Below are 14,293 nucleotides of genomic sequence, written 5' to 3'. Positions count from 1 at the left end.
CGCGACTTGACGGCACGCAACGAGAACATTCCCCTTATGACCGCGCCTTGCTGAAATATGATCTCAGCTCATCAACGCCGGTCGGAGCGTCCTTCCAGAAGGTGAACGGGCCATCATCAACGCCACCGGTCAATTGAGCAGCGATCGCCGCCGTGGCAGGGGTGTCGATCGCGGCCAGCATGGGCGTGATCGGCATACCGGCAAGCGAAGATCCGCATAGAATCGATGCGACAGCAGAAGGAACATCGCCATCGTGAACAGCCGCCAAGTCAGCAGCCACAGCCTGTGCGAACCAGGCATAGATAAACCGCTCGATTGCCTCGCGCTCATGATCCGGCCAGCGGTCCCAGCCAGCCAGTGACAGCTTATGCAGGACAATCTCTGGATTGTTTGCGTCGGCTAGCGGCTCTGTTGCAATTTCCATGATCCGAGGAAGAAAATACCGGTAATCCCGGACGCTGCCGATCGTATAGAAAAGGCCCGAGACATATCTCCACAATTCCAGGCCGGTAAGTTCGCGCAGTGGCGTCGCCAAGAGGACGTCTACGCCTCGAGTCTCGAGGCAGCAGGGGCAACCCTCGATGATCGGCGGCGCTGAAGTTGCAAAGGTGCGATACAGCTCCTCAACTGCGCGTTGAAGGCTATTCGCCCGCTCACCCATCCGCCAACACCGCCTCGGTCGCTGCAATCGCCGGCGGGCTGCCGACATCGAACCACAGCCCCTGATGCACCACGCCGAATGCCCGCCCCGCCGCAATCGCGCGTTCCCAGAACAGGTTGGTCGAGAACGGCCCCTCCGGCCAATCGCGGATCACGCGCGGCGACAGGATCTGCACCCCGGTATAGACGAACGGTGCCAGCCGCCCCGGCTTGCGCCGCCCGACGATCTTGCCGAACGGGTCGAGGTGAAAATCCCCCTGCCCGCCATGGCAATGCGCGCGGGCTAGCGGGACGAGCAGCAGCAGCGCGTCCATCCGGTCATCGTCCCACGCCGCGGCCAGCTGCCGGATCGCGTCGATCGGGCCGTCGATCCACAGATTGTCGCTGTTGACGCACAGAAATGGATCGTCGCCCAGCATCGCGCGCGCCTGCACCAGCCCGCCGCCGGTTTCCATCAGCTGCTTGCGCTCGTCGGACACCAGGATCTCGATGTCTTTCACCCGATGCGTGACATGCGCTTCCAGCGCATCGGCAAGGTAATGGACATTGACCACCGCCCGCGCGACCCCCGCGCTGCGCAGCCGGTCGAACACATGGTCGATCAACGGCTTGCCCGCTACCTCGACCAGCGGCTTGGGCCGCATCGCGGTCAGCGGGCGCATGCGTTTGCCCAGCCCCGCCGCCATCACCATCGCGGTATGCGGCACCGCGCCCGCCGGGACGGGCCGGATCGCCAGCGTCTTCTTCGTGCTCACGCCTGCACCACCACCATCGGGTCGCCGCGCAGCTCTGCGGGGATGTTCGCATCGAACCACGCCTTGACCGGGGCCAGCGCTGGGTGCTGCAGATCACGCTCGAGATAGCCCCACACGCGCGGGCACAGCCCGGGATAACGCGGTTTGCCGTCGCGCTGCCACAGCCGCGTGAAGATGCCGATAATCTTCGCATTCCGCTGCGCGCCCAGCACGTGATAGGCGTCGACAAATGTCTGATCCGCCCCGGTAATTCGCCGATAGCGGTCGAGCATCGCCGCCTCCAGATCGGGGTGCACATCGCGCCGCGCATCCTGCAACAGCGAGACGAGATCGTACGCCGGATGCCCCGCCAACGCGTCCTGGAAATCGAGCAGGCCGAGCGTCTCGCTGCCCTCGATCAGCATCAGGTTCTCGGCATGATAGTCACGCAGCACCGTTACCCGCTGTCCCTCCAGCGCGGGGGCGAGCACCGCGTCCCACGCCGCGCGATACCCCTCGACATCCGCCTCGACCCCGATCGCCGGGCAGTACCAGTCGGTCAGCAGCGCCGCCTCGCGCTGGCACGTCGCGGCGTCATAGGGATCGAGTTCCGCCGCTTCGTGCCCGCGCAACCGGATCAGCACATCGATCGCCGCCTCGTACAGTCGCAACTCGCTCTCGGGCGCGGCATCCACCGTCTCGCGCAGCCGCGCGTCACCGAAATCCTCGATCAGGACCAACCCGGTGTCCAGCTCCTCGCCATAAATCTGCGGCGCGGCGAACCCGCGGTCAGTCAGCCAGCGGGCGATCGCAATGAACGGGCGCGGGTCCTCATGCGGCGGCGGCGCGTCCATCAGGATCGCGCTGCGCCCCGGCGCCTGCACCCGGAAATAGCGCCGGAACGAAGCGTCCCCCGCCAGCGGCAAGATCTCGCCATCGCCCCAGCCGATCTCGGCCAGGAAATGCGGTGCCCGCTCGGGCGGGTTCATGTCGGGGGGCGAAATCACGCCATCGCTCATAGGGGCCATCGGTCCTTCCATGCCGCCGGCACCCGCGCTGTCAACCCGCGCGACCCGTCGGCTTCGATCGTCAGTGTCAGCCACAAGGCGTCCCCCCAGACGCTGTCAGGCAGTCGCTCAGGCCATTCGACCAGCAGCAGCGAATCCGCCCGCGCATCGTCCAGCCCCAGCTCCTCCGCCTCACCGGGATCGTCGATCCGGTAGAGGTCGACATGCAGCACGGGAATGGCGGTTTCCGGCGGTTCATAGGGCTGAACGATCGCAAAGCTCGGCGACGGCGCCTCGCCCTCCAGCCCCAGTGCGGCAAGCAATCCGCGCGCGATGCTGGTCTTGCCCGCGCCCAGTGGCCCCGACAGCGCCACGACATCGCCCGGCTGGACCTGTGCCGCGAGCGCGCGTCCGAACGCCTCGGTCGCGGCAGCATCCGCCAACGCGATCATGCGCGCGGCAACTCCACGATCACCATTGTGCCCTGCCCCGGCTCCGACACCAGCTCGATCGTCCCGCGATGCGCCTCGACGAACTGCTTCGCGAGCGGCAGCCCAAGCTGCAACGCGCGCTCGCCATTGCGGCTGATCCCGGCCTGCGCAAAGCGGTCGAAGGCCTTGGCGGCAACCTCGGGCGCCATACCCGCCCCATCGTCCGACACGACGATGCGCGCCCGCTTTTCCGACCCGTCGATGTGCAGCAGCACCCGGCCACCCTCGCCGGTGCCGCTCACCGCATGGCGCAGCAGATGCTCGACAATCTGGCGGATCCGGCGCGGGTCGCCCTGCACGCTGCCGGCGCTCCCCTGAATCTCCACCGCCAGTTCGATCTTCTTGGTCTTGATCGCCGGCTGGACATGCTCGACCGCAACACCCGCGACCAGTTCCAGATCGACGCTCTCCCGCGCCAGCGCGCCGCCATCGCGGGTCAGGTCAAGCACATCGTCGACCAGATCGCCGAGCCGCCCGACCGACTCGAGGATCGCGGCGGAATAGTCGACCGCCGTCTGCGGCAGCGCTCCCGCATAGCCGTTATAGAGCATCTCGGCGAAGCCCTTGATCGACGTCAGCGGGGTGCGCAGTTCATAGCTCATGCTGGCGACGAACGCGGTCTTGATCCGGTCGGCCGCCTCCAGCGCGTCGTTGCGTTCGCGCAGCGCATTCTCGATCCGCCGCCGGTCGGAAATGTCGAGCATCGTGAACAACGCATTGCCATCGGGCAGCGGCACCGCCGCCACCTCGAAATGCCGGCCATCGGCGAACTCGATCGACCCACCGCGCTGCTGCCGCTCGACCGTCGCTGCGCGAACCAGATCGCCGATCAGCGACGCGCGACCCGGCTTGGCAAGCTTGCCGGCCGCTTCCTTGGCCAGCGCATCGACGCGCGGATGACCGGCGATGAACGCGTCCTCAAAACCCCAGGCCTGTTTGAAGCGGTTGTTCCACAGCTGCAGCCGCCCGTCCGCAGCAAACACGCCAAGCCCCTCGAACAGATTGTCGAACGTCGCCGTCCGCACCCGCAACAACGTGTCGCGCGCGCTGGCCAGCTGGACCTGCTCGGTCAGATCCTCGAAAATCGTCAGCAAGCCGCCTTCGGGCAGCGGCTGGGCAACGACGCGCAGATGCGTGCCGCCGGGCAGCGTCCAGTTTTCCTCGCGCGCGCTCTCGGCCGCCAGGAACCATTCGCGCCGCTCATTCTTCCACCCCGGAAAGTCGCGCACGACCGGAAGACGGTTGGCCTCGCGCATCCGCTCCAGGATCCGGTCGAACTCGGGCCGGTCGGCAAGCCATTCGTTCTTGAGCTCGAAGATGCGGCGGAACGGCTGGTTGCAGAACACCAGCGCGCGATCCGGCCCGAACTGCGCGACACCCGCCGACAGTCGGTCGAACATCGCGCGCTGTGCCTCGGCCGCGCGCTTGATCCCGCCGCGCGCTTGTTCCAGCTCCTCGACATCGACGGCAAAGCCAGCAACCCCGCCGGTCGGCAGCGGCACGTCATGGATGTGCAGCGTGCGCCGCTTCCCCCCGATCGTCGCGGGCAGCTTCACCATCTGCGGCGCACCGACCTCGCGCGCATGCGCTGCACTGGCGAGCGGCCCGCCCGGCGCGGAGGCGTCGACCAGCTCGATGCCCGAGGCAACGACCTGCTCTGCATCCTTGCCCTCGACCGCGTCGACATAAGCATTGTTGACCATCGCGATCCGCAATTCCGGGTCGCGGTACCACATCGGCATCGGAGCCGACTGGATCAGCCCGGTCAGCGCATCGAACGCCACGCGATAGCGATCCGCCTCTGCCGCGAATCGCGCGACTTCGTCGCTCGACTCGGTCGCGTCGAGGAACCACAGCACAGCGCCACCGGGCGCGCGCACCGCGTCAGGGGCGCGGATGCCGCTGACGAGCAGGGTCCGCGACGCGCCGCGCACCGGCGTGACCAGCCGGAACGGCTTGCCCGCTCGCTGCGCCGCGCTCACTTCCTCGCTCAGCAGACGCGCATCCTCCGGCGCGAGCACCGCGTCATTGTCGATCAGGTCGGAAAACTGCAGCGGCACGGTGTCGAAACCGAGTAGGTTGGCCAGCGCGATCGGCAGGTCGATGCGTCCGTCGGCGCGGACAATCATGGCCAGCGCCGGCGACCCGGCCGCCAGCGTGAGCAGCCGCTCGTTCGCCTCGACCAACTGCTCGGCACGGGCACGCATCCGCAGTCCCGCGAACAGCATCCCCGCGCCCGCGACGACAGTCGTCGCAAGCGTCGCGCCGGCAAGGACCGCCGCTGTCTGGGAAATTTCGATCAACGCCGACGGCCCTTCATCGTCCGGCTCTTACGAACTCGCTCGCGCAGCGGCAACGCCTCTCGGCATTCGGACGATGTTGCAATTATGCGACATACGCCGTCGGATAGGCCGCCAACCCGCTTGATTTCGTGAAAATTTACTGTCGCGCTCTTGTCATCGCGCTGCAATGCGGCAACAAACTTCCGCATCAGGTGAAATAGGGGACACTAAATGGCGAAAACCAGCTTCCTGGGCGCAACGGCGCTCCGGACCGTCGCGATTCTTGGGCTGAGCGTTGCTGGCCTCGCGCCTGCCTTCGCGCAGGATGCGCCCGCGGACGAGCCCGAGGCACCCACCACCGCCCAGGCCCCGGTCGAAGGCGAAGTGGTCGTGACCGGCTCGCGCATCCGCGGCCTCACGGCGTTCAACAGCCCCGATCCGATCGCACAGATCGACCCCGAACTGGTGTCCAAGGAAGGCAAGACCGACATCGCCTCGATGCTGCAGAGCAGCCCGATCGCGGCCGGCTCGACTCAGATCACGGCGGCCATCTCGTCCAACTTCGTCACCAATGGCGGCCCCGGCTCGCAGACCATCGACCTTCGCGGTCTGGGCGCGAACCGCACGCTTGTGCTGCTCAACGGGCGTCGCGCCGGTCCGGCCGGTACGCGCGGTGGCGTCTCGTCGTTCGACCTCAACGTTCTTCCTGCCTCGCTCGCTGCGGGCATCGACATCCTCAAGACCGGCGCGTCGTCGGTCTATGGTTCGGACGCAGTCGCCGGCGTGGTCAACATCACGACCAAGAGCAACATCGACGGGCTTCAGCTCTCGGGCAACGTGTCCACCCCGTTCGACGGCGGCGGCGAGAATTATCGCATCAACGCGATCTACGGGAAGAAGTGGGACACCGGTCACTTCCTGATCGGTGCCGATTACTGGCACCAGAACGAGCTGACCCGCGGTGACCGCGACTACCTCGCCTGCCCCGAAGCCTATACCTTCCGTCCCGATGGCTCGCGCGCCGACCTGATCGACCCGCGCACTGGCAACTATGCGTGCGAGGATCTGCGCTGGGGCCACATCTGGACCTACAACCTGATCGACAACCTGCAGCTGGACGGCCCGGGTGGTCCGAACACCGGCCGCAACACGTCGTTCCGCAACGCGACCGTGCTGCTTCAGTATCAGTATCCGGGCGAGTCGCTGGGCATCCCGACCTATGGCGCCCCGGCCTATCCGGGCGATTTCACCGCGCCGGCCGGCTGGTTCCCGACCGGCTATGACACTGCGTCGCTGGCGGTGCAGAACGCCTACCACCCGTTCGTCGAGCAATCGACGATCATCCCGAAGAGCGATCTCTACACGATCTTCGCGGAAGGTTCGCAGGAGCTGACCGACTCGATCGAGCTGTTCGGCGAATTCCTGTTCAACCGTCGTGAAACCTACCAGAATGGCTGGCGCCAGTTCTGGAGCTTCGGGTACACCGGCGACCTCTACGGCTATAATCCTGGCGGCAACCTGTACAACTACTGGGCAGGCGGCTTTGGCGGCGTGAACCTGATCAGCCCGACCGCGATCACCGATCAGAGCGACAGCAGCCAGAAGGTCGACTATTATCGCGGCGTCGCGGGTCTCCGCGGATCGTTCGGCGCGGCGGACAACTGGAAGTGGGAAGTCTACGGCCAGTACAGCCGCAGCATCGGCCGCTATCGCAACCAGCAGATCCTGCAGGATGCCTATGACATCAGCACCCAGCAGGGCTTTGGCGCGATCGGTTCGTGCGTCGGCATGGTGACCCCGGTTTCGGGTCGCCAGTGCATCGATATTCCGTGGACCAACCCCTATTTCCTGCGCGGCGAACTGACGGATGCGCAGAAGGCGTATCTGTTCGACTGGGAAGAAGGCCGCACCCTCTACACCCAGTGGACGGGTGAAGGTGCGATCACCGGCGACCTGTTCAAGCTGCCGGGCGGCATGCTGGGCGTTGCGCTCGGCGCCGCGTTCCGTCGCGACGAGATCAACGACACGCCGGGCGAGATCACGCGCGCCGGCAACGCCTGGGGTGCATCGACCTCGGGCATCACCGCTGGCTACAGCAAGACCTGGGAAGCGTTCGGCGAAGTCAGCATTCCGCTGCTCAAGGACATTCCGTTCGTTCACGAACTGTCGTTCTCGGCGGCAGGGCGCGTGACCAACGTCACCTCGACGCGGACCTCGGACGGCTTCTCCGACAGCGACAACGGCAACTGGACCTACAAGATCGGCGGTAACTGGGCCCCGACCGACTGGCTCCGTTTCCGCAGCAGCTACGGCACGTCGTACCGCTCGCCGGCGCTGTTCGAGCAGTTCCTCGCGAACGAGACGAGCTTCGCAAACTCGCGCGATATCGATCCGTGCGCGGGCTACACCAACGCGTTCCTGAACGGTCGGATCAACCAGCGCCAGCGCGACAACTGCGTCGCTCAGGGCATTCCGACGACCTATAACGGGTCGGGCGTCACCGCGACGGTGTCGTCGCAGGGCGGCATCGGCAACCTTGAGGCGGAAACCTCGAAGGCGCTGGTCGTGGGCGGTGTGCTGACGCCGAAGTTCGACTTCCTCGGCAGCCGTACGCGCATCAACATCGCGGTCGACTATTTCGACATCAAGGTGTCGGGCCAGGTCGCCCAGCTGGGCGCTGCAAGCATCATCTACGGCTGCTACGACTCGCTGTCGTTCCCGACCGATCCGCTCTGCTCGCTCTTCACGCGCGGCCAGACCGGCGCACCGTACAACATCGCTACGGTGTCGGATCAGTACATCAACATCGCCAGCCAGCAGAACAGCGGTGTCGACCTGACGGCCAATATCCGCAGCGATCTCGGCTCGTGGGGCAATATCAGCTTCACCGCCGACATGACCTGGCAGACCCGCGACAACTTCCAGCTGCTGCCGACCTCGCCGGTTCAGACCGACAATGGCGAAGCCGGGTCGCCCAAGTGGGTCGGCGATTTCCGTCTGACCTGGAACCTGCCGAGCAGCGGGACCACGTTCTTCTACAGCATGAACGTGATCGGCGGCACGTCAGACGTCGCCGATTACCTCGACGACAATGGCGGGAACCTGTGTGTGAATGGCGATCGCGGCGACGGCGTGCCGATCCGCGGCACCTACTGCCCGGTTCTGACCACCGACGCGACCTTCTACCACAGCGCGTCGATTACGCAGGAAGTCGCCGACAAGTTCGAAATCACGCTGGGCGTCAGCAACCTGTTCAACACCCGCCCGCCGCGCGTGTCGGTGCTGAACGGTGGCCAGATCAGCCTGCTCGGCCCGGTCGTCGCCGCGTCGCAGTACAGCTTTGTCGGGCGTCGCGCCTTCGTCAACGTCTCGGCCAAGTTCTGATCCGAGACACCATCAACAACGGGAACGGGCGTCATGGCGACATGTCGCCCGTTTTCCTGTTGTGGATTACAAGGAGTCGGGCCGCGCAATGCCGCAAGTCCTGGTAAACCCCGACACGCTGGATGATGCGAACCGCCAGTTCGATCAGGCCCCGCTTACCCAGCCCATATTCCTGAACAGCCTGCCCAAAAGCGGCAGCCATCTGCTTCGCAACATCCTGCGGATGTTCGTTCCGGTCGATCAGCAATATCAGGCCGATTTCATCCAGTGGCCGACGCTGCAGCGCCACCGCGCCGCGTTCGACCCCAACGCGCCCAAGCTCAGCTGGGGCCACCTGTTCTTCGCCGATGCCTCGGTCATCGAAACCGCGCCGACGCGGCGTATCCTGCTCTACCGCGACCCCTATGACTGGGTGATCGCGCAGGCGCGTTTCTTCCTCTCCGAACAGTTCAGCGGCAATGTCGAATTCCTGAAGTCCGGCGCACTCGGCATCGACGAGCTGCTGACGATGATGATCTTCGGCATTCCCGGCAAGCAACCCTCGCTGCACGCGATGTACGAACTGAATGTCGCGGCATGGTTCGGCTCGCAGGTCTATCCGGTCCGGTTCGAGGAGCTCGTCGCACACGCCAGGGTGCCGGACACTGACGCTGCGGCCACGTTCTTCGCGGCGCTGCTCGCGGCCTGCGGGATCGCCGTACCGGATGACTGGCAGGCGCGGGTGCGCATCGGCGCCGACCCAGCGCAGAGCGGCACGGCGCGCGACAATCTTACCGGAATCGCCAAGCAACTGCCCGACAGGCTGGGTGACCGGCATCGGGCACTGGTGGATTTCAATGCGCCGGGTCTTCGCGCCCTGCTGGGATATGCGTAGACTGGCCGGATGAACCACGCCGACACCGTTTCGACCCGCCCTGCCCTCGCCCGCGCCCGCACCCTGCTTGCGGCCGAAAAGCCCGAGGCGGCGGCGCGTGAAGTGATGGACCATCTGCGTCGCTTCCCGCGCGACCCTGACGGGCTGGCCATGCTCGGGTCGATCGCCAACCGCTTGGGCGCGCTCGAGCAAGCCCAGCAGTTTCTGCGTCAGGCGATCGCGTTCGGGGCGACCGGCCCCGACGCACGGCGCGAACTGGCGGCCGTGTACAACCAGCAGCAACGCCCCGCCGAGGCGCTCGCGCTGATGGAGGCGCTTGAGCAGGAAGTCTCCGACCTCTCAATCCCCTCCGCCCGCAGCGCGCTGCTCGACAAGCTTGGTCGCCATGAAGAGGCGCTCGCGCTTCAGCAGCAGCTGGTGGAGCAAGCGGGCGACACGCAGCCCAGCCTGCTGATCCCGCTTGGCCATATCCTGCGCGCGATGGGTCGAGTCGATGAGGCGGTTGCCGCTTACCGACGCGCGGCCGAGGCTGATTTCGAGTTTGGCGAGGCATGGTGGGCGCTCGCCAGCATCAAGCGCAAGGTGCTGACCGATCAGGACCTTGAGCAGATCGCGCGCGGTATCGACATCGCGATCGATCCCCGCAACAGCGCGCCATTGCATTTCGCGATGGCCAAGGCGCTGCATGATCGCGGGCGCTATGCCGAGGCCTTTGCCCATTATGCGAAGGGCAATGACCAGCGCGCCGCGAGCCTGCAATATGATCCGGCCGAACTGACCGACGAGATCGGCGAGATCGAACGGACCATCGATGCCGACTTCATCGCGCGCATGCCGCAGGACGCGGTCGGCGACGGTTCGGTGCCGGTGTTCATCGTAAGCCTGCCGCGGTCGGGCTCGACCCTGCTCGAACAGATGCTCGGGAGCCACCCCGAACTGGAGCCGGTGGGCGAGCTTCCCTATGGCCCCGCCATCCTGCGCTCGGCGATCGAACTGGCCACGCGGCGCGGGCCGATGACCGTGCCGCAACTTACCCGCAGCCTGACCGACGATCAGGCGCGCGTGCTGGGCGAAGACTATCTGCGTCGGGCTGCCGAACACCGCCGCACCGACCGCCGGTTTTTCATCGACAAGCTGCCACACAACTGGAGCAACCTGCTGTTCCTGAAGCGGATCCTGCCCCAGGCCCGGTTCCTCGACATTCGCCGCGACGCGATGGACTGCTGCTTCTCCAACTATACCCAGCTGTTTTCGAGCGCGCACGCCTCGTCGTTCGACCTGCGGCACATCGGGCGCAGCTATGTCGATTATCGGCGGCTGATGACCCACCTCGACCGGGTCGCGCCGGGGCTTGTCCACCATATCGACTATGCTGCGATGGTTGCGGATCCGGAACCGCAGCTGCGTCCGGCGCTTGCCTATCTCGGGCTCGACTGGGATCCTTCGATCCTGCAATTCCACACGCTCGACCGCGTCGTTCGCACGCCCAGCAGCGAGCAGGTGCGCCGCCCGCTCAACCGGGACGGGTTCGACATCTGGCGTCCCTATGCCGAATGGCTCGGCCCGCTCCGCGAGGAACTCGGCGCGCTCGCGAGCGACTGACAGCAAAAAGGGGCGCTTCCGAACCCGGAAGCGCCCCTTTTCTGTTTCGGACTGACCGCCGCTTAGTAGCGGTAGTGATCCGGCTTGAACGGACCCGTGACCGGCACGCCGATATAGTCGGCCTGCTTCTGGCTCAGCTTGGTCAGCTTCACGCCCAGCTTTTCGAGATGGAGCGCCGCGACCTTTTCGTCGAGATGCTTCGGCAGAACATAGACTTCGTTCTTGTACTTCTCCGACGCGGTCCACAGTTCGATCTGTGCCAGCACCTGGTTGGTGAACGACGTCGACATCACGAACGACGGGTGACCGGTGGCGTTGCCCAGGTTCACCAGGCGGCCCTTCGACAGCACGATGATCTTCTTGCCGTCGGGGAACTCGACCTCGTCGACCTGCGGCTTGATCTCGGTCCACTTCATGTTGTTGAGGCCGGCGATCTCGATCTCGCTGTCGAAGTGGCCGATGTTCGACACGATCGCCATGTTCTTCATCGCGCGCATGTGATCGACGGTCAGCACGCCCTCGTTGCCGGTGGCGGTGACGAAGATGTCGGCGCGCGGAGCGGCCTCTTCCATCGTCACGACCTCAAAGCCCTCCATCGCCGCCTGCAGCGCGCAGATCGGATCGATTTCGGTCACCAGCACACGTGCGCCGCCATTGCGCAGCGACTGCGCCGAACCCTTGCCGACATCGCCGAAGCCGGCGACGACCGCGACCTTGCCGGCCAGCATCACGTCGGTGGCGCGACGGATCGCGTCGACCAGCGACTCCTTGCAGCCATAAAGGTTGTCGAACTTCGACTTGGTCACGCTGTCGTTGACGTTGATCGCCGGGAACGGAAGCTTGCCCTTCTTCGACAGCTCGTACAGGCGGTGCACGCCGGTGGTGGTCTCTTCCGACACGCCCTTGATGTTCGCGACGGTCTTGGTGAGATAGCCCGGACGCTCGGCCAGGAAGCGCTTGAGCGTCGCGACGAAGATTTCCTCTTCCTCGTTCGACGGGGTGAACAGCTCTTCACCCGCCTCGACGCGCGCGCCCCACAGCGCGAACATGGTGGCGTCGCCACCGTCGTCGAGGATCATGTTGCAGGTCTGGTCCTGACCCCAGTCGAAGATGCGGATCACATAGTCCCAATATTCCTCCAGCGTCTCGCCCTTGACGGCGAACACGGGGATGCCGGCGGCGGCGATTGCGGCAGCGGCATGGTCCTGGGTCGAATAGATGTTGCAGGTCGCCCAGCGCAGCTCGGCGCCGAGTTCCTTCAGCGTCTCGATCAGCACGGCGGTCTGAATCGTCATGTGCAGCGAGCCGGTGATGCGCGCGCCCTTCAGCGGCTTGCTCGCACCGAATTCCTCGCGCAGCGCCATCAGGCCCGGCATTTCGGTTTCCGCGATCTCGATTTCCTTGCGGCCAAAGGCAGCGAGGCTGAGATCCTTGATGACGTAATCCTTGGGGTCGAGCACGGTGGCCACGATCATTCTCCGGCTAATGAAATGCTTGCCGCAGTATGCCCACGGCCCTGCCAGCGCCCCTAGCCGATCAGCCGTCGATGCGCAAACAGAACATAAAGATATCTTTATATGGCGCTTCCCGAGCTGGCCGATACGGCGCGTTGACAGGCAAATCACCCACTGGCACGTCTTTGATCGAACGGTTTTGGGGGCTCTGCAATGAAGATTCGGTCGAACACCGGCGCGGCCGCGCTGGCGCTGATGGTCGCGTGCATGGGGTCGGCCCCCGCATTGGCTCAAGCGGCCAAGGCCGAAAAAGGGCCCTCCCTGCATGTTCAGTGCGACGGCAACCCCAACAATATGAGCGCGGGCGAGACCGCCGCCCGCCTGATCGGCGCGGTCACCCTGCTGGCCTTGTTCGCCCCGCCGCCGGAGAATGCCGATCCCAGCAAGCGCAAGTTCGGTGCCGAGGGGGTCGCGATCTGCTCGACGCTGATCGACGGTGAAAAGCGCGAGACCAACGACTATCGCCGGGTCAACCTGATCCTCGGCCGCGCCATCCACCGGATCGAGGCGAAGGATTATGACGGCGCGATCGCGGATGCTGAACTCGCCCGATCGCAGGCTGAAACCGCCGGGTTCATGGCCAATCCCTATTATGTCCGGTCGCAGGGGCGCGCGTTCGACCTGATCGCCGCCGCCGCCCTCTATCGCGCGGGCAAGCCGGTGGAGGCGCGCGAGCGGGCGCTGCGCAATCTCGGCGATGCGCAATTCCTGCTCACGCCGTTGCTGAGCGTCCCCGATTATCTGCTGATCGACCCGGCAGAATCACCGCGTGAGGCGGAGTTCCGCGGGTGGCGCAGCCGCCTCGGCCTCGGGACTGCGGCGCAGGCCGACCGGCTCGAAGAATGGGGCCGCTTTGCCGAAGCCGCCGCGATCCGCGAGGCGAACGTCGATTTCAACAAGCGCACCGTCCCGGAATCGCGCAGCAGCTCCACCATCGCCCGCGCCGCCATCGCGCTGGCGCTGGCCGGCAATACCGAATTGTCGGACACCCGCATCGCCGAGGCGCGCGCCAATGCCGAACAGCGCCGCGCGGCTGGCGATACCGAAAAAGACGCGAGCGAGATCGTCGAGCTTTTCGATCTCCATGGCATCATCCGCCAGACCCAGCGCGGCGAGTTGGCGGCGGCGCGCCGCCTGTTCGCCGCGCGCTCGCAATGGGTCGCCGCTTCGTTCGGCAGCGTGGTCGAGGTGACCCGGCGGCTGCGCACCGGTGCCAGCACCGACGAGCTGATCGGCGGCCTGTCGCGCACGCCCGAGGCGCTGTGGCAGGAGCGGTTGGATACCCGCCGCGCCGAGGCGCTGGCCAAGGACAGCGACAACGCCACGCTGTTCCGCCTGATCCCCTCGGTCGACTCGGCCGCCGCCTATCGCAACCTGTCCAAGCAGGTATGGCGCACCGACAAGTCGAAGCTGGTGCTGGAGCTGAAGGACGACAGCAAATCGAAGCTGAAGATGGAACGGATGTTCTACTATGGCGCCGATTTTGACGCGCTGTTCCCGGCCTATGCGCTCCACGCGGCGCTGCTCGCCAAATCGCGCGGGCATCAGGGCTTCGCGATGCTCCCGATTGTCGGCGACCGGCTGGTGCTGGCGGCGTTCATCACCGGGAACAAGGGCGATCCCGGCCTGTCCGACCCCATGTTCGCCGATGCCGATCAGGTGATCGCCGCGCTCTCTCCGGTCATCCCCTCACCCGAAACGATCCGGGCGGAAGCGAAGGCCAAGAAGTAAGCACGGATCCGGCC

Annotated in this window: 10 protein-coding genes; 4 read left to right on the top strand and 6 right to left on the bottom strand. The window is 65.7% G+C overall.

The genetic code is table 11. The features are described from left to right. Window positions 1-34: 34 nt before the first annotated feature. From J2Y54_RS00660 to J2Y54_RS00640, 5 genes are all read right to left on the bottom strand, one after another. Window positions 35-535, bottom strand: a complete 501-nt coding sequence (locus tag J2Y54_RS00660) for a hypothetical protein (protein ID WP_310036104.1) — start codon at window positions 533-535, stop codon at window positions 35-37. A 118-nt stretch (window positions 536-653) separates the two neighbouring features. Next, window positions 654-1,352 carry a nucleotidyltransferase family protein gene (locus tag J2Y54_RS00655; protein ID WP_310038416.1) on the bottom strand — a complete coding sequence of 233 codons (699 nt, stop codon included), beginning with the start codon at window positions 1,350-1,352 and terminating at the stop codon, window positions 654-656. 59 nt (window positions 1,353-1,411) lie between these two features. Continuing rightward, window positions 1,412-2,383 (bottom strand): phosphotransferase, encoded by a 972-nt coding sequence (locus tag J2Y54_RS00650; RefSeq protein ID WP_310038414.1) that lies wholly within the window; start codon window positions 2,381-2,383, stop codon window positions 1,412-1,414. Window positions 2,384-2,409: 26 nt separating this feature from the next. Next, the gene (gene tsaE / locus J2Y54_RS00645) at window positions 2,410-2,853 is read right to left on the bottom strand and encodes a tRNA (adenosine(37)-N6)-threonylcarbamoyltransferase complex ATPase subunit type 1 TsaE (RefSeq protein WP_310036102.1); all 444 of its coding nucleotides are present in this window, start codon (window positions 2,851-2,853) and stop codon (window positions 2,410-2,412) included. After that, complete coding sequence (locus J2Y54_RS00640; protein WP_310036100.1) at window positions 2,850-5,195, bottom strand: PAS-domain containing protein; 2,346 nt, start codon at window positions 5,193-5,195, stop codon at window positions 2,850-2,852. Before J2Y54_RS00640 ends, tsaE begins: the two co-directional genes overlap by 4 nt. A gap of 210 nt (window positions 5,196-5,405) precedes the next feature. Here J2Y54_RS00640 and J2Y54_RS00635 point away from each other — a divergent pair, with 210 nt between their 5' ends. The 3 genes from J2Y54_RS00635 (at window position 5,406) to J2Y54_RS00625 (ending at window position 11,034) form a co-directional block, all read left to right on the top strand. Then, window positions 5,406-8,558, top strand: coding sequence for a TonB-dependent receptor domain-containing protein (locus tag J2Y54_RS00635; RefSeq protein WP_310036098.1), 3,153 nt, complete (start codon window positions 5,406-5,408; stop codon window positions 8,556-8,558). A gap of 88 nt (window positions 8,559-8,646) precedes the next feature. Then, complete coding sequence (locus J2Y54_RS00630; protein WP_310036097.1) at window positions 8,647-9,432, top strand: hypothetical protein; 786 nt, start codon at window positions 8,647-8,649, stop codon at window positions 9,430-9,432. Window positions 9,433-9,441: 9 nt separating this feature from the next. After that, window positions 9,442-11,034: a sulfotransferase gene (locus J2Y54_RS00625; protein ID WP_310036096.1), complete on the top strand. Its 1,593-nt coding sequence runs from the start codon at window positions 9,442-9,444 to the stop codon at window positions 11,032-11,034. A 62-nt stretch (window positions 11,035-11,096) separates the two neighbouring features. Here J2Y54_RS00625 and ahcY read toward each other — a convergent pair whose 3' ends face one another. Then, window positions 11,097-12,509 carry an adenosylhomocysteinase gene (gene ahcY, locus J2Y54_RS00620; RefSeq protein ID WP_310036095.1) on the bottom strand — a complete coding sequence of 471 codons (1,413 nt, stop codon included), beginning with the start codon at window positions 12,507-12,509 and terminating at the stop codon, window positions 11,097-11,099. Between the two features lie 192 nt (window positions 12,510-12,701). Between ahcY and J2Y54_RS00615 the strand changes: the two genes are divergently transcribed. Beyond that, the gene (locus J2Y54_RS00615; protein ID WP_310036094.1) at window positions 12,702-14,279 is read left to right on the top strand and encodes a hypothetical protein; all 1,578 of its coding nucleotides are present in this window, start codon (window positions 12,702-12,704) and stop codon (window positions 14,277-14,279) included. Window positions 14,280-14,293: the final 14 nt, after the last annotated feature.

Source organism: Sphingomonas sp. BE123, assembly GCF_031456015.1.
GTDB lineage: Bacteria > Pseudomonadota > Alphaproteobacteria > Sphingomonadales > Sphingomonadaceae > Sphingomonas.
This window is presented reverse-complemented; position numbering and strand designations above follow the sequence as displayed.